Origin of the sequence: Pseudomonas sessilinigenes (genome assembly GCF_003850565.1) — a bacterium.
In the GTDB taxonomy this organism is placed as follows: domain Bacteria; phylum Pseudomonadota; class Gammaproteobacteria; order Pseudomonadales; family Pseudomonadaceae; genus Aquipseudomonas; species Aquipseudomonas sessilinigenes.
Genome location: NZ_CP027706.1, coordinates 1,299,175 through 1,317,511 on the forward strand (window position 1 = coordinate 1,299,175; position 18,337 = coordinate 1,317,511).

Here is an 18,337-nt window from a genome sequence, read left to right on the forward strand (position 1 = left end):
AAAGATGCACTGTGATTAATGCAGGTGATCGGGGGCTTCGGCCTTCCTTCGCTTTCCCCGGCGGCACTGACCGCTTTAACGCAGACTTCTAGGGTTTTTCATGACGCGCTACATATTCGTCACGGGCGGTGTTGTTTCTTCATTGGGGAAAGGCATTGCCTCGGCTTCATTGGCGGCCATCCTGGAGGCGCGGGGACTTAAGGTCACCATGCTCAAGCTGGACCCGTACATCAACGTCGACCCGGGCACCATGAGCCCGTTCCAGCACGGTGAAGTGTTCGTCACCCATGACGGCGCCGAGACCGACCTGGACCTGGGCCACTACGAGCGGTTCATCCGCACGACCATGACCCAGAACAACAACTTCACCACCGGCCGTGTCTACGAGCACGTGCTGCGCAAAGAGCGCCGCGGTGACTACCTGGGCGCCACTATCCAGGTGATCCCGCACATCACCGACGAAATCAAGCGCCGCATCATCAAGGGCGCCGGCGATGCCGACGTGGCCCTGGTAGAGATCGGCGGCACTGTGGGCGACATCGAGTCGCAACCGTTCCTCGAAGCCATTCGCCAACTGCGGGTCGAAGTCGGTTCCAAGCGTGCGATGCTGATGCACCTGACCCTGGTTCCGTACATCGCCACCGCTGGCGAGACCAAGACCAAGCCAACCCAGCACTCGGTCAAGGAACTGCGCTCTATCGGCCTGCAGCCTGACGTGCTGATCTGCCGTTCCGACCACCCGGTCGATGCTTCGTCGCGTCGCAAGATCGCGCTGTTCACCAACGTTGAAGAGCGTGCGGTGATCTCCCTGGAAGACGTCGACACCATCTACAAGATTCCTGGCGTACTGCACGCCCAGGGCCTGGACGACTTCGTCGTCGAGCGCTTCGGCCTACAGTGCAACAGCGCCGACCTGTCCGAGTGGGACAAGGTCGTGGACGCCAAGCTGAACCCCGAGAAAGAAGTCACCATCGCCATGGTCGGCAAGTACATGGAGCTGCTGGACGCGTACAAGTCGCTGATCGAAGCGATGAGCCACGCCGGCATCACCAACCGTACCAAGGTCAACCTGCGCTACATCGACTCCGAGGACATCGAGAACCAGGGCACCGGCCTGCTGGAAGGCGCTGACGCCATCCTGGTTCCAGGCGGTTTCGGCCTGCGTGGCGTGGAAGGCAAGATCACCGCGGTGCAATACGCCCGTGAGAACAAGGTTCCGTACCTGGGTATCTGCCTCGGCATGCAGGTGGCGGTCATCGAGTTCGCCCGTAACGTGATGGGCTGGAAAGACGCCAACTCCACCGAGTTCGATCGTGCCAGCGGCCATCCGGTCGTGGGCCTGATCACCGAATGGTCCGACGCCACCGGCGCGGTCGAGACCCGCACCGAAGCCTCCGACCTGGGCGGCACCATGCGCCTGGGCGCGCAGGATTGCCAACTGGCTTCCGGCTCCAAGGTCCACGATTGCTACGGCAAGGATGTGATTACCGAGCGTCACCGTCACCGCTACGAAGTCAACAACGTCCTGTTGCCGCAACTGGTCGAAGCCGGCCTGGTGGTTTCGGGCCGTTCCGAAGACGGCGCACTGGTCGAAGTGGTCGAGTCGAAGGATCATCCATGGTTCGTCGCCTGTCAGTTCCACCCGGAGTTCACTTCCACCCCGCGTGACGGTCACCCGCTGTTCAGCGGTTTCGTCAAGGCGGCCCTGGCTCAACACCAGAAGAAGGCGTGAACCTGATGGCGCAGAAGATCATCCGCGTAGGCAACATCGAGATCGCCAACGACAAGCCCATGGTGCTGTTCGGCGGCATGAACGTGCTGGAAAGCCGCGACATGGCCATGCAGGTTTGCGAGGAATATGTACGGGTGACCGAGAAGCTCGGTATCCCCTACGTGTTCAAGGCCAGCTTCGACAAGGCCAACCGTTCGTCGGTGACCTCGTACCGTGGTCCGGGCATGGAAGAAGGGCTGAAGATCTTCGAGGAGATCAAGAAGACCTTCAACGTGCCAGTGATCACCGATGTGCATGAGCCTTACCAGTGCGAGCCGGTAGCCAAGGTATGCGACATCATCCAGTTGCCGGCCTTCCTGTCGCGTCAGACCGACCTGGTCGTGGCCATGGCCAAGACCGGCGCAGTGATCAACATCAAGAAGGCCCAGTTCCTTGCACCCCAGGAAATGAAACACATCCTGGCCAAGTGCGAGGAAGCGGGTAACGACCAGTTGATCCTCTGCGAGCGCGGTTCCAGCTTCGGCTACAACAACCTGGTGGTGGACATGCTCGGCTTCGGCATCATGAAGCAGTTCGAGTACCCGGTGTTCTTCGATGTGACCCACGCCCTGCAGATGCCGGGTGGTCGTGCCGATTCGGCCGGCGGTCGCCGGGCCCAGGTCACCGACCTGGCCAAGGCTGGCATGAGCCAGTCCCTGGCCGGCCTGTTCCTCGAGGCCCATCCGGATCCGGACAACGCCAAGTGCGATGGCCCTTGCGCCCTGCGGTTGGACAAGCTCGAGCCGTTCCTGGCCCAGCTCAAGGCCCTGGACGAGCTGGTCAAGAGTTTTCCGACGGTAGAAACCGCGTAAGACCGGTTTCTCCGGTAAAGTACCGCACGATTATTGCTCAGGCCCCCGGGCCTGAGCCTTATCGTCTGCAAGACTGCCTGCTTTCCCTACCTTGCCGACGGTAGAAGATTTCCTACAGCTGCGTCGTTTTCGTCAACTTTGGAGTGTTTACAACAATGGCAAAAATCGTCGACATCAAAGGTCGTGAAGTTCTCGACTCCCGTGGCAACCCCACTGTCGAAGCGGACGTGCTTCTCGACAACGGCATCATCGGCAGCGCTTGCGCTCCGTCCGGTGCTTCCACCGGTTCCCGTGAAGCACTGGAACTGCGTGATGGCGACAAGAGCCGCTACCTGGGCAAGGGTGTGCTCAAGGCGGTAGCCAACATCAACGGTCCGATCCGCGACCTGTTGCTGGGTAAAGACCCGATCGACCAGAAGGCGCTGGACCAGGCGATGATCCAGCTGGACGGTACCGAGAACAAGGCCAACCTGGGCGCCAACGCGATCCTCGCCGTATCCCTGGCTGCCGCCAAGGCCGCCGCCCAGGACCAGGACCTGCCGCTGTACGCCCACATCGCCAACCTCAACGGTACCCCTGGTGTCTACTCGATGCCGGTACCGATGATGAACATCATCAACGGTGGCGAGCACGCCGATAACAACGTCGACATTCAGGAGTTCATGGTGCAGCCGGTTGGCGCCAAGTCCTTCTCGGAAGGTCTGCGCATGGGCACCGAGATTTTCCACCACCTCAAGGCTGTGCTGAAGGCTCGTGGCCTGAACACCGCTGTAGGTGACGAAGGCGGTTTCGCTCCGAACCTGGCTTCCAACGAAGACGCCCTGAAGGTGATCTCCGAAGCCGTGGCCAACGCCGGCTACACCCTGGGCACCGACGTGACCCTGGCCCTGGACTGCGCTGCCAGCGAGTTCTATGAAGACGGCAAGTACAACCTGGCTGGCGAAGGCCAAGTGTTCACCAACGAAGGTTTCGCCGAATACCTCAAGGGCCTGACCCAGCGCTATCCGATCATCTCCATCGAAGATGGCCTGGACGAGTCCGACTGGGCTGGCTGGAAGATCCTGACCGACAAGATCGGCGACAAGGTGCAACTGGTGGGCGACGACCTGTTCGTGACCAACACCAAGATCCTGAAGGAAGGCATCGACAAGAAGATCGCCAACTCCATCCTGATCAAGTTCAACCAGATCGGCAGCCTGACCGAAACCCTGGAAGCCATCCAGATGGCCAAGGCCGCTGGTTACACTGCCGTGATCTCCCACCGTTCCGGCGAAACCGAAGACTCCACCATCGCCGACCTGGCCGTGGGTACTGCAGCTGGCCAGATCAAGACCGGTTCGCTGTGCCGCTCCGATCGCGTATCCAAGTACAACCAACTGCTGCGTATCGAAGAGCAGTTGAACGGCAAGGCCAAGTACAACGGTCGTAGCGAGTTTCGCGGCTAAGCAGTAGATGGTAAAAAGACACCGGATTGTGTCGAGAAAATCGCTACAGCGAGTTTTTTGCCACTAATCTGATGCCTTAAGAGCACAAGCCTGGTTCTTCCAGGCTTCGTGCTATCAGTAGGACCGAAGTTGTAGGCATGGCTGTCTTTTTTCACTGGATACCCGATATTCGATGCGCAGTCCCAATTGGTTGTTCCTGGTCTTGCTCTTGCTGCTGGCTGGCTTGCAGTACCGCCTGTGGGTGGGGAATGGCAGCTTGGCCCAGGTAGCAGAACTGACCCAGCAGATTGCCGACCAGCACGCTGAAAACGAGCGCCTGCTGGAGCGTAATCGCGTACTCGATGCGGAAGTCATGGAATTGAAGAAGGGCATGGAGACCGTCGAAGAGCGGGCTCGTCATGAACTGGGCATGGTCAAGGAGGGCGAGACCCTCTACCAGTTGGCCCAATGAGCGAGTTGTCGCCGGCCTTCTGGGCCGTGATTCCTGCCGCGGGCGTGGGTGCCCGTATGGCTGCGGACCGCCCCAAGCAGTATCTGCAATTGGGCGGGCGCACTATTCTCGAACACAGCCTCGGCTGCTTTCTCGACCACCCCGGTCTCAAGGGGCTGGTCGTCAGTGTGGCACCGGACGATCCCTACTGGCCGACCCTGGCTTGTGCCCAGGACGCGCGGATCCAGCGGGTCGATGGTGGCGCGGAGCGATCTGGCTCAGTGCTCAATGCCCTGCTTCACCTGCATGCCCAGGGGGCAGCCGATGATGACTGGGTGCTGGTGCATGATGCGGCACGACCGAACCTAGCCCGCTCAGACCTGGACAAGCTACTGCTTGAGCTGGCTGACGATCTTGTGGGTGGCCTGCTCGCAGTGCCGGCCCGGGACACTCTCAAGCGCATCGACAAGCATGGCCGGGTCCTGGAAACCGTGGATCGCAGCTTGATCTGGCAAGCCTATACCCCGCAGATGTTCCGTCTCGGCGCCTTGCATCGAGCCCTGGCCGATAGCCTGGTGGCTGACGTCGCGATCACTGACGAAGCGTCGGCGATGGAGTGGGCCGGGCAGGCACCGCGCCTGATCGAAGGACGCTCCGACAACCTCAAGGTCACACGTCCCGAAGACCTGGAGTGGTTGCGCCAGCGTTGGGCCAACCGCCGCTGATCCCCCCTGTAGCCAGCCTGTTGCGTCTACCGCTCCTGGTATTCCGGACGCCGGGCCAGGCCCTCCTTGAGATAGTCCACCAGCTTGCGCACCTTGGGCGACAGGTGCCGTTGTTGCGGGTAGAGCGCCCACACTGCGGTATTGGGCGGCTGATGGGCTTCGAGCAGGGAAATCAACGCGCCACTCTGCAGATGTTCCAGCACGTAGTAATCCGGCAACTGGCATAGTCCGACCCCCTGCAGAGCAGCATCCAGCACCGCTTGCCCACTGTTGCAGCGCCAGTTGCCTTGCACCCGCTGCGCGAACTCCCGACCGTCCAGTTCCAGTTGCCAGATATCCGAGCTACCGATCAGGCAATTGTGGCGGCTCAACTCTGAAAGGCTATGGGGGCGTCCGTAACGCTCCAGGTAAGACGGCGAAGCACACAAGTACATGCGCCGTGGCGCCAGCCTTGCGGCCACCAGTCGCGAGTCCTGCAGCCGCCCGAGGCGAATCGCCAGGTCCAGCCCTTCATGCACCAGGTCCAGGGTGCGGTTACTCAGCTCGATATCTACCCGCAATTGTGGGTAGAGGCCCATGAAGCTGGTCACCAGCGGCACGATGAAACGCTCGCCGTAGGCTACCGCACAAGTCATGCGCAACATGCCCTTGGGTTCGCTGCCCAGGTCACCTACCGCACGTAGCGCTTCTTCGCGTCCATCCTGCAGGCGCTGGCAATGCTGCAAGAACGTCTGACCGGCCTCGGTCAGCGTCACCCGCCGGGTGCTGCGGTACAAGAGACGCGTCTGCAGGCGCTCTTCCAGGCGAACGATCTGTCGGCTGATATGGGAGGGGGAGACTCCAAGGCGCTCCGCTGCTGCGGTGAACTGACAGCACTCGGCAACGGCGACGAACTCATCGATGCCTTCCCAGCGGCTTTCGTTCATGTCGATTATCCCTGTATGGCAATAATGTTTTGCTTTTGTCCGGATTATTCCCTCACAGGGCGCTGTTTTACACTCCCTGTCTCGTTTTTATTCACTGGAGGACCCAGGATGATCAAGTCGCGCGCTGCCGTTGCCTTCGAGGCCAAGAAACCCCTTGAGATCGTTGAAGTCGATGTCGCCATGCCCAAGGCCGGTGAGGTGCTGTTGCGGGTCGTGGCTTCCGGGGTCTGCCATACCGACGCCTACACCTTGTCGGGTGCCGACCCGGAAGGGATCTTCCCGTCGATTCTCGGCCATGAAGGTGGCGCAGTAGTGGAAGCGGTGGGCGAGGGCGTGACCTCGGTGGCCGTGGGGGACCACGTTATTCCGCTGTACACCCCGGAATGCGGCAAGTGCAAATTCTGCCTCTCGGGCAAGACCAACCTCTGCCAGGCGATCCGCGCGACCCAGGGCAAGGGGCTGATGCCGGACGGCACTACCCGGTTCTCCTACAAAGGCCAGCCGATCTTCCACTACATGGGCACCTCGACCTTCTCCGAGTACACCGTGCTACCGGAAATCTCCGTGGCCAAGATCCAGAAAGAAGCGCCGCTGGAGAAGGTCTGCCTGCTGGGCTGCGGCGTGACCACGGGTATTGGCGCGGTGCTCAATACCGCCAAGGTCAAGCCGGGTGACACCGTGGCGATCTTCGGCCTGGGTGGTATCGGCCTGTCGGCGGTGATTGGCGCCGTGAAGGCCAAGGCATCTCGCATCATCGCCATCGATATCAACCCGGCCAAGTTCGAGATCGCCCGCCAGCTGGGCGCTACCGACTGCATCAACCCCAAAGACTACGATCGCCCGATCCAGGAAGTGATCGTCGATCTCACCGATGGCGGTGTGGATTTTTCCTTCGAGTGCATCGGCAACGTGCAACTGATGCGGGCAGCGCTGGAGTGTTGCCACAAGGGCTGGGGCGAGTCGGTGATCATCGGCGTGGCCGGTGCCGGCCAGGAAATCGCCACCCGTCCCTTCCAACTGGTGACCGGTCGGGTCTGGCGCGGCTCGGCATTCGGTGGCGTACGTGGCCGCTCCGAGCTGCCCAGCTATGTGGAAATGTCCGAGAAGGGCGAGATCCCGCTGGATACCTTCATCACCCATACCATGGGCCTGGAGGATATCAACAAGGCTTTCGACCTGATGCACGAAGGCAAGAGCATCCGTACGGTCATCCACTTCTAAGAGCGGCGTCAAGCTGCAAGCCATGGGCTGCAATAGGGTTCGCTACCTGCTTGCAGCTTGACGCTTGCGGCTTGTGGCTGGAGGTCTGCCATGAGTCTGGAAAATCTTTCCTGCCAGAAAAGCTTCGGCGGCTGGCATAAACGCTACAAGCATCATTCCCAGGTGCTGGGCTGTGACATGGTGTTCGCTGTCTACCTGCCTCCCCAGGCCGAGCAAGGTGGCAAGCTACCGGTGCTGTATTGGTTGTCCGGGTTGACCTGCACCGACGAGAACTTCATGCAAAAGGCCGGTGCCCAGCGCATGGCGGCAGAGTTGGGGCTGATCATCATCGCTCCTGATACCAGCCCTCGCGGTGCCGGGGTGCCTGGCGATCCGGACGGAGCCTGGGACTTTGGCCTTGGCGCCGGGTTCTATCTCAACGCGACCCAGGCGCCATGGGCCCAGCACTATCGGATGCACGACTACGTGGTCAATGAGCTGCCGGAGCTGGTGGAAGCTCATTTTCCCGCCTCGAACAAGCGAGGTATCAGCGGACACTCCATGGGCGGGCACGGAGCCTTGGTGTGTGCGTTGCGTAATCCAGGTCGTTACCAATCGGTGTCGGCGTTTGCCCCCATCAGCAACCCCATGGATTGCCCCTGGGGACAGAAGGCATTTTCCCGTTACCTGGGCGAGGAGCGCTCGCGCTGGCGCGAGTGGGATGCCAGTGTCTTGATCTCTGAGGCCAGCGAGAAACTGCCACTGCTGGTCGATCAAGGCGATCGGGATGATTTCTTGACGAGCCAGCTCAAGCCCGAGGCCCTGCAACAGGCGGCGAAGAATGCGGGGCATGCGCTGACACTGCGATTGCAGCCGGGCTACGACCACAGTTACTTCTTCATCGCCAGTTTCATCGACGACCACCTACGGCACCATGCACGCGCTCTTAACGCCTAATGCTCGCCAAAGCAGGTAGAATCACGCCCTGACTTTTTCGGGGCGTTTTTTATGCGTATTGGCCACGGCTACGATGTGCACCGTTTCGCTGAGGGCGAGTTCATCACCTTGGGGGGTGTGCGTATCGCCCATCATTCCGGGCTATTGGCCCATTCTGATGGCGATGTGTTGCTGCACGCACTCAGCGACGCCTTGTTGGGCGCCGCCGCGCTGGGCGATATCGGCAAGCACTTTCCTGACACCGACCCTCAGTTCAAGGGGGCCGACAGCCGTGTCTTGCTGCGGCATGTTGTCGCCCTGATCCATGCCAAGGGCTGGAAGGTCGGCAATGTCGACAACACTATCGTTGCCCAGGCTCCGAAGATGGCGCCCCATATAGAAAGCATGCGGGCCTTGATTGCCGCCGACCTGCAGGTCGAGCTCGATCAAGTGAACGTCAAGGCGACGACCACCGAGAAGCTTGGCTTCACCGGTCGAGAGGAAGGGATCGCGGTACATTCCGTGGCCTTGTTGCAACGCACATGAACGAACTGCAACTGTTGGGCCCACTGGCCTATGGCGAGGCCCTGGGAAGCGCTGTGCTCAAGGCTACGGCCGAGGATTTCCAGGTTGATGAAGTCCTCGATATCCCACTTAGCGGCGATGGCGAGCACCTGTGGTTGTGGGTGGAAAAGCGCGGTTTGAACACCGAGGAAGCGGCACGCCGGATCGCCAAGGCGGCCGGGGTGCCATTGCGCACGGTCAGCTATGCCGGGCTCAAGGATCGACAGGCTTTGACCCGTCAGTGGTTCAGTGTGCAATTGCCCGGCAAGGCCGATCCGGATCTTGCCGCCGCTGAAAACCACACCCTGAAGATTCTCAAGGCCATGCGCCACAGGCGCAAGCTGCAGCGCGGAGCCCATGCGGCTAACGGCTTTACCTTGCGTCTGACGGAGCTCAAGGCCGATCACGCGGCCATCGATGAGCGCCTGAAACTGATCGCCGAGCAGGGGATTCCCAACTACTTCGGTGCCCAGCGTTTCGGTCATGAAGGCGGTAACCTGGTCGATGCTCGTGATTGGGCGGCACGCGAGGCCTTGCCAGAGCAACGCAACGTTCGTTCGCGATTGCTTTCGACGGCTCGCAGCTACGTATTCAATCAGGTATTGGCAACGCGAGTGGCCGACGGTAGTTGGCGGCGAGCGCAAGTGGGGGACTTGTTGGCATTCACCGACAGCCGCAGCTTTTTCATGGCCGGACAACCCGAGTGTTCGGACCCGCGGCTGGATATCCTCGACCTGCATCCCACCGGGCCGTTGTGGGGCGAGGGCGACTCCCCTGCCGGGGGCGCAATCCAGGCAGTGGAGCAAGGCGTTGCCGATCGCGAGCAAGCGTTGTGCAAATGGTTGATAAAAGCTGGTATGGCGCACGAACGACGCATCCTGCGGCTGCCCATTGGCGGTTTGACGTGGCATTATCCCGTGCCTGATATTCTGCAACTGGAATTCGTCCTTCCGGCCGGATGTTTCGCCACCGCCTTGGTGCGCGAGCTCGTCGATCTGGTGCCGGCAGGGCAGACGGACAGCCCATGCGTATTCTGATTTCTAACGATGATGGGGTAACTGCACCCGGTATCGCCGCGCTGCATGCTGCGCTGGCTGATCACGCCGAATGTGTGGTTATCGCACCGGACCAAGACAAAAGCGGCGCCAGCAGCTCGCTCACGCTCGACCGCCCGTTGCACCCGCATACTCTTGGTAATGGCTATATCAGCATCAACGGCACGCCCACCGATTGCGTTCACCTGGGGCTTAATGGCCTGTTGGAGCATGAGCCGGACATGGTGGTATCGGGTATCAACCTGGGGGCCAACCTCGGGGACGATGTGCTGTACTCGGGAACCGTTGCTGCGGCCTTGGAAGGGCGCTTCCTGCAACGCCCGGCCATTGCTTTTTCGCTGGTATCGCGGCAGGTGGAAAATCTTGCCACCGCCGCTCATTTCGCGCGCAAGCTGGTTCAAGCACAAGGTTTGCTGGACTTGCCACCACGGACGGTGTTGAACGTGAACATTCCCAACCTGCCTCTCGATCATATTCGTGGCATCCAACTGACTCGCCTGGGGCATCGAGCCCGTGCCGCCGCCCCCCTGAAGGTGGTGGACCCTCGCGGCAAGGCCGGCTATTGGATCGCCGCTGCTGGCGACGCCGAGGATGGCGGTCCTGGTACCGACTTTCATGCCGTGATGCAGGGGTACGTGTCCGTCACGCCATTGCAGCTGGATCGCACCTTCAATGATGCATTCAGGAGCCTGGATGGCTGGTTGGAGGGGCTGCGCTGATGGCCCGCGAGCAAGACGATCTGTTACGGCGGGGGATCGGCATGACCTCCCAGCGCACCCGTGAGCGCTTGATCCAGCGGCTTTATGATGAAGGGCTGTCCAATCCCCAGGTGCTGGAGGTCATACGGCGTACACCGCGACATCTGTTCGTCGATGAGGCCTTGGCCCATCGTGCCTATGAAGACACGGCGCTACCTATTGGCCATAACCAGACCATCTCCCAGCCCTATATGGTGGCACGCATGAGCGAGCTGCTGTTGGAGGCCGGCCCGTTGGACAAGGTGATGGAGATCGGTACCGGATCGGGCTACCAGACGGCAGTACTGTCGCAGTTGGTGGAGCGGGTATTTTCGGTTGAGCGGATCAAGGTTCTGCAGGATCGGGCCAAGGAGCGCCTGCAGGAGCTTAACCTGCGCAATGTGGTGTTTCGCTGGGGTGATGGTTGGGAGGGATGGCCGGCACTGGCGCCCTATAACGGTATCATCGTGACTGCCGTGGCTACCGATATTCCCCAGGCTCTGCTCGATCAGCTCGCTCCCGGCGGGCGGATGGTGATTCCGGTCGGCGCTGGCGAGGTACAGCAGTTGATGCTGATCATTCGTGAAGAACACGGTTTTGCCCGGCATGTCCTGGGAGCAGTGCGTTTTGTGCCCCTGCTCAATGGCCCTCTGGCCTGAGCATTTCTCGGGGCGGGGTGAATTCTCTCCGATTGGCTGTGTCTTACTGGCGTATTGATCGTCAATGAGTGGGGCTACGACCCGTAACAAACACTGGTTGTGTCGTACGCTGTGCCGGCGGTAAAGCGCTGGCACCCGGTTATACTTGCGTCATTTCGTGCCTGAGCCAGGCAATCTATATCGTCAAACACCAGAAAGGGAGCGGCGGGTGAGTCTCACAGTCATTGCGCAGCGTATGGGTACAACAAGCTTTCAGCGACTGATGATTGGCCTTGTCTTGAGTTCCTTGTTGGTCGGTTGCTCCAGCACCAAGTCCAGCAGCGTGGGTGTGGTTGATCGCAACAGTAATGCGGCGCCGCAGCGTCCGACTGTAACGACTGGCCAGTATGTGGTGCGTCGCGGCGATACGCTGTTTTCCATCGCCTTTCGCTACGGTTGGGACTACAAGGCGTTGGCGGCCCGTAACAACATTGCCGAGCCCTACACCATTCATCCGGGGCAAACCATTCGCTTTGATGGGCGTACTGGTACAGCACCGGCGACCGTGGTGACCAGCACCCAAACCAGTGCTTCCTCTTCCAGCAAGACGACGGTCATTCGTCGTCCGGCGACGACGACTACAACTCCTGCAACAGGTGCCAATTCCAGCCCCGCTGGCAAGCCCGCACCAGCTCCGGCGCCCGTTCCAGCGGTGCCCGCAGGCCCTGCGCCGACAGGTTGGGGCTGGCCTTCGAGTGGCGTTCTCATTGGAAAATTTTCTTCAAACGGTAGTTTGAATAAAGGCATTGATATCGCCGGGGATTTGGGACAGCCTGTTTTAGCTGCGTCTGATGGGACGGTGGTTTACGCCGGGAGTGGCTTAAGGGGCTACGGCGAATTAGTCATCATCAAACACAACGAAACCTACGTCAGCGCTTATGGTCACAATCGTAAGCTACTGGTTCGGGAGGGGCAGCAGGTCAAAGTCGGACAGACAATTGCCGAGATGGGATCAACTGGTACAGACCGGGTGAAACTGCACTTTGAGATTCGCCGACAAGGTAAACCTGTAGATCCGCTGCAATTCCTGCCACGTCGTTGATCCGTTACCAGCCTGTTCCGTCACGTAGAGGGAACAGGTTCCAGCGATGCCAAGGATAAAGGCGCCGCTTGAGCCTGAGGTCGAACTCACCAAAGGACTATAACAATGGCTCTCAGTAAAGAAGTGCCGGAGTTTGACATCGACGATGAAGTTCTCCTGATGGAGAGCGGAATCGATATGGATTCGATGTCGAATAATGAGGGGGCAACTCCACCTTCCGTTCGCACCAAATCCAAAAGCTCCGCTGCAGTAAAGCAACACAAATATATTGACTACACTCGTGCGCTCGATGCGACACAGTTGTATCTCAATGAAATCGGCTTTTCTCCATTGCTCTCTCCCGAAGAGGAAGTGCACTTTGCGCGTCTGTCGCAGAGTGGCGATCCTGCCGGGCGAAAACGCATGATTGAAAGTAACTTGCGACTGGTGGTTAAAATCGCCAGGCGCTATGTCAATCGCGGGTTGTCGCTGCTGGACCTGATCGAAGAGGGCAACCTGGGCCTGATACGGGCGGTGGAGAAGTTTGACCCGGAACGCGGCTTTCGCTTCTCGACCTATGCCACCTGGTGGATTCGTCAGACTATCGAACGGGCGATCATGAATCAGACCCGGACCATCCGGTTGCCGATCCATGTGGTCAAAGAACTCAACGTCTACTTGCGCGCCGCTCGTGAGCTGACGCAAAAACTCGATCACGAACCCTCTCCTGAAGAAATTGCCAACCTGCTCGAGAAGCCGGTGGCAGAAGTCAAACGTATGCTTGGCTTGAATGAGCGAGTGTCTTCGGTGGATGTCTCGCTGGGGCCGGATTCGGACAAGACCTTGCTGGATACGTTGACCGACGAGCGCCCGACGGATCCTTGTGAACTGTTGCAGGACGACGACCTTTCGCAAAGTATCGATCAATGGCTCTCCGAGCTGACCGAGAAGCAACGCGAGGTCGTGGTGCGCCGTTTTGGCTTACGCGGCCATGAGAGCAGCACTCTTGAAGATGTTGGCCTGGAGATTGGCCTGACCCGTGAGCGGGTACGGCAGATCCAGGTGGAAGGCCTCAAGCGCCTGCGGGAAATTCTCGAGAAGAACGGCTTGTCCAGTGAGTCGCTGTTTCAGTAGCCTCTGAACCGGCCGACAAGAAGCCCCGACTGGCATTACAACTGGTTCGGGGCTTTTTCATGGGCGGTATGAAAGCGCGTTGCCAGACGCTAGGGGTGAGAAACGGAAGTGTTCTTAATCGCTATGTAAGCCAAAGATTACTTTTTCGTAATCTATTGGTTTTTTGCGACTTCTGAGTTGTCTAGATAAGCTTGAGGTATTTTTTATCTTATTGATTTAAAAGGATTTTTTGTTTTGTATTGAACTGATTGGACAGAATTTCCCGCTGATAGTGCGATTGCCGTTATCTGGGAAATCTCTAATATCAGCCCTGTGTCGACGGATAGACACAGCCATCAAGGACGATGGTCAGGACATCGCAAGAAGCGATTCATCAGGACGATGACAAGGAACACAGGGACTAGGGAAAAAATGTGGGCGGGTCATACCGCCCCTTTTTTCGCCTGTAGAAAAGTGGCTCGCAGAATTCCAGGTCCCAGAAATGCAAAAAGGCCCGCGCAAGGGGCCTTTCAGGAACGCGGCAGCAATTAGCGTTCGAGATCCTTGATCTTGCCTTTGACGCCATCCCACTCTTCGGCATCGGGCAACGAATCTTTCTTTTCAGTGATGTTCGGCCAGATCTCTGCCAGCTCGACGTTCAACTGAATGAATTCTTGCATCTCTTCCGGGACTTCATCCTCGGAGAAGATGGCTACAGCAGGGCATTCAGGCTCGCACAGCGCGCAGTCAATGCACTCATCCGGGTGAATTACCAGGAAGTTCGGGCCTTCGTAAAAGCAGTCCACCGGACAGACTTCTACGCAGTCGGTGTACTTGCACTTGATGCAGTTGTCGGTGACGACGAAGGTCATTTCTAATTTTCTCCTCAGGCGGCGGCAGCGGAGCCCCTACAGGATTGGGGTCGCCAGGTTTGGGAGCGATAGTCTGTGGACCAGGCTAATAGTCCACAGCATCCCAAACCGCGCGAGATTCTAACAGCTTGAAGGCGTTCGCGTTAGATGCGTGTCTTCAATGTATAGAGCATTTCCAGTGCTTGGCGGGGTGTCATGCCATCCAGATCCAGTTTGGTCAGGTCTTCCAGTACCGGGTGCGGCAGGCTAGCGAATAGATCGCTTTGCTGCGGGACCGAGGCTTTTCCAGGGGCCTGCTTGGGGGCCTCATGGGGCAGGCTCGTAGTTTCCAGGCGGCTCAAATGCTCTCGTGCGCGCGTGATCACAGCGCTCGGAACCCCAGCCAGCTGGGCTACGGCCAGGCCATAGCTCTGGCTGGCAGGTCCGGGTAGCACATGGTGCAGGAAGACGATTCGTTCGTTGTGCTCGGTGGCATTGAGGTGCACGTTGGCCACCAACGGTTCGCTTTCCGGCAGTACCGTCAGCTCGAAATAATGGGTGGCGAACAGCGTATAGGCCCGCAGGTGGGCGAGACGTTCTGCCGCAGCCCAGGCCAGGGAAAGACCGTCGAAAGTACTGGTACCACGACCGACTTCGTCCATCAGCACCAGGCTGCGCTCGGTGGCGTTATGCAGGATGTTGGCGGTTTCGCTCATTTCCACCATGAAGGTCGAGCGCCCGCCGGCCAGGTCGTCGCTGGAGCCGATCCGGGTGAAGATCCGGTCCACCAGGGACAACTCGCAACTTGCCGCCGGCACGAAACTGCCGATATGGGCCAGCAGCACGATCAGCGCGGTTTGTCGCATGTAGGTGGATTTACCGCCCATGTTCGGCCCCGTGATCACCAGCATCCGGGTGCTGTCGTCCAGGCTCAGGTCGTTGGCCACGAACGGCGTGGTCAGCACCTGTTCCACCACCGGATGACGGCCCTGGCTGATGCGCATGCAAGGCTCGCTGACGAAACGCGGGCAGTTGAGATCCAGGTTCAGCGCCCGTTCGGCCAGGTTGCTCAGCACATCCAGCTCAGCCAGGGCCCCTGCGGTGTCCTGCAGGGGAGGCAAGTGGCTGATCAGGGTTTCCAGCAGCGCGTCGTAGAGCATCTTCTCGCGCGCCAGGGCACGGCTCTTGGCCGACAGTGCCTTGTCTTCGAAAGCCTTGAGTTCAGGCGTGATGAAGCGCTCGGCACCCTTGAGGGTCTGGCGCCGGATGTAGTCCGCAGGGGCCTGTTCGGCCTGCTTGCTCGGCAATTCGATGAAGTAACCGTGGATGCGGTTGTAGCCGACCTTGAGGTTGGACAGTCCGGTCCGGGCTTTTTCCCGAGCTTCCAGGTCGATCAGGAACTGGCCAGCGTTCTCGCTCAGCGATTGCAGCTCGTCGAGTTCGCTGTCGTAGCCGGTCTTGAGCACGCCGCCGTCGCGGATCACCGCTGGCGGGTTGTCGATGATGGCTTTCTCCAGCAGAGCCGCCAGTTCCGGATAGGTAGCGGTGGTGATGGCCAGCTGCTTGAGGTGGGGGGCTTCCAGCTCGGCCATGGCCACTTGCAGTTCCGGTAGCGCGGCGAGAGCGTCCCGAAGGCGGGCCAGGTCCCGTGGCCTAGCGTTGCGCAGGCCGATCCGCGCGAGGATCCGCTCGATATCACCGATTTCCTTCAACTGCGGCTGCAGGCGTTCGAAGCGATAGCCATCGAGCAGGCAGGTGATAGAGGACTGGCGCGCCTCCAGGACCTTCAGGTCACGCAGCGGCCGGTTCAGCCAGCGAGTCAGCAAACGGCTACCCATGGCGGTCTGGCAGCGATCGACCACCGATTGCAGGGTATTGTCGCGACCGCCCGCCAGGTTGGTATCCAGTTCCAGGTTGCGTCGGCTGGCGCCGTCCAGCACCACGGTATCGTCCAGGCGTTCGTGGCGCAGGCTGCGCAAATGGGGCAGGGCGGTGCGCTGGGTTTCCTTGGCATAGCTGAGCAGGCAGCCGGCGGCGCCGATGGCCAGGGTCAGGGTCTCGCAGCCGAAACCCTTGAGGTCCTGGGTGGAGAATTGCTGGCAAAGGCTCTTGTGCGCCGAGTCGCGCTCGAAGTCCCAGGGGGCACGCCGCCTTGTGCCACGGCGCTTTTCCGCTGGCAGGCCCTGTGGCCAGTCGTCCGGGATCAGCAACTCCACCGGATTGATGCGCTCCAGCTCGGCCAGCAGGTTCTCCCAGCCCTTGATTTCCAGGACGCTGAAGTTGCCGCTGGTGATATCCAGCACGGCCAGGCCGAACAGGCGTTCGTCACCCAGTACCGCAGCGATCAGGTTGTCCCGGCGCTCGTCCAGCAACGCCTCGTCACTTACGGTCCCCGGCGTGATGATACGCACGACCTGGCGCTCCACCGGGCCCTTGCTGGTGGCCGGATCGCCCACTTGTTCGCAAATCACCACCGACTCGCCAAGCTTGACCAGCTTGGCCAGGTAGCCCTCGGCGGCATGGTAGGGGATGCCACACATGGGAATGGCCTGGCCTGCCGACTGTCCCCGTGCGGTCAGGGTGATGTCCAGCAGCTTGGCGGCCTTCTTCGCGTCTTCGTAGAAGATCTCGTAGAAGTCGCCCATGCGATAGAACATCAGCTGATCAGGGTGTTGATTCTTGAGACGCCAGTACTGTTGCATCATTGGCGTGTGGGAAGACAAGTCGGAGGTATTTTTACTCATTGGTATATAGGCGGATTCGTTGAATGGCTGACGCAAAGGGGCCCCAGGAGCCTGGCTTTTTGCTGATGGCGGCAAGGTTACCACGGGTTCCCGCGGCCTCGCAGGCGCCAGGGGACGCTACGCTTGTCGGGCAAATGCATTAAATATGCAAATCAGCATTTGTCTTCCCTTGAAAGTTCGCGCAATATGCGCTTTATGCAAATACGCAACGTTTCTACCGTCTTAAGAGAACTGCTGGATCGCGATGGGATCTCCCCCACGGAGCTTCACCGTCGCACCGGCGTTCCTCAATCCACCCTCTCGCGGATTCTCAGCGGGAAGATCGTCGATCCCTCGGATAAACACATCTCCCGGATCGCCGAGTACTTCCAGGTGAGCACCGATCAACTGCGTGGACGTGCGGCTATTGCGCCGGTCCGCAGTGCGGTGCGCGACGAGATTCATTCGGAACTCAAGGACATAAGCCTGTGGGACGATGACACCCCCGTCGATGACGACGAGGTGTCGGTTCCCTTTCTGCGCGAGGTTGAATTGGCTGCTGGATCAGGAAGATTCGTCATCGAGGAAAGCGAGCGCGCCAGCCTGCGCTTTGGCAAGCGCAGCCTGCGGCACAACGGCGTGCAGTTCGACCAGGCCAAGTGCGTGACGGTACGCGGCAACAGCATGTTGCCGGTGCTGCGTGATGGCGCCACGGTCGGGGTCAATGCCGGTAAATGTGCCATTGGCGATATCGTCGATGGCGACCTGTATGCCATCAATCACAATGGCCAGTTGCGGGTGAAGCAGTTGTACCGCCTGCCCACCGGTATTCGCCTGCGCAGCTTCAACCGCGATGAGCACCCTGACGAGGACTACAGCTTCCAGGATATCCAGGAAGAGCAGATCAGCATCCTCGGTCACGTCTTCTGGTGGGGCATGTACGCCCGCTAACCCGTCACCTGCAAGCCAAGCCCGCTCCTGAGCGGGCTTTTTTTTGTCCTGAAAAACCCCTTCACCCCCAGCGCCTATGCGGCCTCCATGCATGGGAGCAAAAAATGCGCATAAATAAATGCATTTACGCATTGACTGCATATGCATGAATGCATAATATTCGTCTCAAGCCGTTCGAAAACGGCTGCAACAACGCTCTTTAGTGGCACAAGCAAAAGGCAGCGATGAACCGGCCTCGACGGTTCAGAGGGTTGGCAACTGACCCGGGTGTGCAGCGTAAAGCACCAGAAGCAGTTATCCGGCGGACAGGGGTCGCGGTCGGAGGAACAATTTAAATGGGTCCGTACCGCGCCAGTAGCGCCGAAAGACCAAGGATTGC

17 protein-coding genes are annotated in these 18,337 nt (G+C 59.6%); 14 read left to right on the plus strand and 3 right to left on the minus strand.

The annotated features are described in order from the left end of the window. Nucleotides 1–100 precede the first annotated feature (100 nt). From pyrG to ispD, 5 genes are all read left to right on the plus strand, one after another. Entirely contained in the window at nucleotides 101–1,732 is a 1,632-nt protein-coding gene (gene pyrG / locus C4K39_RS05875; RefSeq protein ID WP_068580396.1) for a CTP synthase, read from the plus strand. A gap of 5 nt (nucleotides 1,733–1,737) precedes the next feature. After that, nucleotides 1,738–2,583: a 3-deoxy-8-phosphooctulonate synthase gene (gene kdsA, locus C4K39_RS05880; RefSeq protein ID WP_124345857.1), complete on the plus strand. Its 846-nt coding sequence runs from the start codon at nucleotides 1,738–1,740 to the stop codon at nucleotides 2,581–2,583. 155 nt (nucleotides 2,584–2,738) lie between these two features. Beyond that, entirely contained in the window at nucleotides 2,739–4,028 is a 1,290-nt protein-coding gene (gene eno, locus C4K39_RS05885) for a phosphopyruvate hydratase (RefSeq protein ID WP_068580395.1), read from the plus strand. A 172-nt stretch (nucleotides 4,029–4,200) separates the two neighbouring features. Next, nucleotides 4,201–4,479, plus strand: a complete 279-nt coding sequence (gene ftsB, locus C4K39_RS05890; protein ID WP_068580393.1) for a cell division protein FtsB — start codon at nucleotides 4,201–4,203, stop codon at nucleotides 4,477–4,479. Beyond that, nucleotides 4,476–5,183 carry a 2-C-methyl-D-erythritol 4-phosphate cytidylyltransferase gene (gene ispD / locus C4K39_RS05895; protein ID WP_068580390.1) on the plus strand — a complete coding sequence of 236 codons (708 nt, stop codon included), beginning with the start codon at nucleotides 4,476–4,478 and terminating at the stop codon, nucleotides 5,181–5,183. The genes ftsB and ispD overlap by 4 nt, the downstream gene beginning before the upstream one ends. 26 nt (nucleotides 5,184–5,209) lie before the next feature. Here the strand turns inward: ispD and C4K39_RS05900 are convergent, their stop codons facing one another. After that, the gene (locus tag C4K39_RS05900; protein ID WP_124345858.1) at nucleotides 5,210–6,109 is read right to left on the minus strand and encodes a LysR family transcriptional regulator; all 900 of its coding nucleotides are present in this window, start codon (nucleotides 6,107–6,109) and stop codon (nucleotides 5,210–5,212) included. Between the two features lie 108 nt (nucleotides 6,110–6,217). Here C4K39_RS05900 and C4K39_RS05905 point away from each other — a divergent pair, with 108 nt between their 5' ends. The 8 genes from C4K39_RS05905 (at nucleotide 6,218) to rpoS (ending at nucleotide 13,454) form a co-directional block, all read left to right on the plus strand. Then, complete coding sequence (locus tag C4K39_RS05905) at nucleotides 6,218–7,330, plus strand: S-(hydroxymethyl)glutathione dehydrogenase/class III alcohol dehydrogenase (protein ID WP_068580384.1); 1,113 nt, start codon at nucleotides 6,218–6,220, stop codon at nucleotides 7,328–7,330. A 90-nt stretch (nucleotides 7,331–7,420) separates the two neighbouring features. Further along, the gene (fghA, locus tag C4K39_RS05910) at nucleotides 7,421–8,266 is read left to right on the plus strand and encodes an S-formylglutathione hydrolase (RefSeq protein ID WP_068580382.1); all 846 of its coding nucleotides are present in this window, start codon (nucleotides 7,421–7,423) and stop codon (nucleotides 8,264–8,266) included. Between the two features lie 51 nt (nucleotides 8,267–8,317). Continuing rightward, nucleotides 8,318–8,791, plus strand: a complete 474-nt coding sequence (gene ispF, locus C4K39_RS05915) for a 2-C-methyl-D-erythritol 2,4-cyclodiphosphate synthase (protein ID WP_068580380.1) — start codon at nucleotides 8,318–8,320, stop codon at nucleotides 8,789–8,791. Then, nucleotides 8,788–9,846: a tRNA pseudouridine(13) synthase TruD gene (truD, locus tag C4K39_RS05920; RefSeq protein WP_068580377.1), complete on the plus strand. Its 1,059-nt coding sequence runs from the start codon at nucleotides 8,788–8,790 to the stop codon at nucleotides 9,844–9,846. Before ispF ends, truD begins: the two co-directional genes overlap by 4 nt. After that, on the plus strand, nucleotides 9,834–10,583 hold the full coding sequence (gene surE, locus C4K39_RS05925) for a 5'/3'-nucleotidase SurE (RefSeq protein ID WP_124345859.1): 750 nt from the start codon (nucleotides 9,834–9,836) through the stop codon (nucleotides 10,581–10,583). The genes truD and surE overlap by 13 nt, the downstream gene beginning before the upstream one ends. A gap of 41 nt (nucleotides 10,584–10,624) precedes the next feature. Next, on the plus strand, nucleotides 10,625–11,260 hold the full coding sequence (locus C4K39_RS05930; protein ID WP_176719770.1) for a protein-L-isoaspartate(D-aspartate) O-methyltransferase: 636 nt from the start codon (nucleotides 10,625–10,627) through the stop codon (nucleotides 11,258–11,260). A gap of 208 nt (nucleotides 11,261–11,468) precedes the next feature. Further along, the gene (locus C4K39_RS05935) at nucleotides 11,469–12,341 is read left to right on the plus strand and encodes a peptidoglycan DD-metalloendopeptidase family protein (protein ID WP_124345860.1); all 873 of its coding nucleotides are present in this window, start codon (nucleotides 11,469–11,471) and stop codon (nucleotides 12,339–12,341) included. A gap of 105 nt (nucleotides 12,342–12,446) precedes the next feature. Next, on the plus strand, nucleotides 12,447–13,454 hold the full coding sequence (gene rpoS, locus C4K39_RS05940) for an RNA polymerase sigma factor RpoS (protein WP_068580372.1): 1,008 nt from the start codon (nucleotides 12,447–12,449) through the stop codon (nucleotides 13,452–13,454). Nucleotides 13,455–13,981: 527 nt separating this feature from the next. On the opposite strand, the gene fdxA is transcribed toward rpoS, so the two are convergent. Then, on the minus strand, nucleotides 13,982–14,305 hold the full coding sequence (gene fdxA / locus C4K39_RS05945; RefSeq protein WP_007924025.1) for a ferredoxin FdxA: 324 nt from the start codon (nucleotides 14,303–14,305) through the stop codon (nucleotides 13,982–13,984). A gap of 143 nt (nucleotides 14,306–14,448) precedes the next feature. Further along, nucleotides 14,449–17,028 carry a DNA mismatch repair protein MutS gene (gene mutS / locus C4K39_RS05950; protein ID WP_124345861.1) on the minus strand — a complete coding sequence of 860 codons (2,580 nt, stop codon included), beginning with the start codon at nucleotides 17,026–17,028 and terminating at the stop codon, nucleotides 14,449–14,451. Nucleotides 17,029–17,214: 186 nt separating this feature from the next. Here mutS and C4K39_RS05955 point away from each other — a divergent pair, with 186 nt between their 5' ends. After that, the gene (locus tag C4K39_RS05955) at nucleotides 17,215–17,958 is read left to right on the plus strand and encodes a LexA family transcriptional regulator (RefSeq protein ID WP_068580368.1); all 744 of its coding nucleotides are present in this window, start codon (nucleotides 17,215–17,217) and stop codon (nucleotides 17,956–17,958) included. The last annotated feature ends 379 nt before the right edge of the window (nucleotides 17,959–18,337 follow it).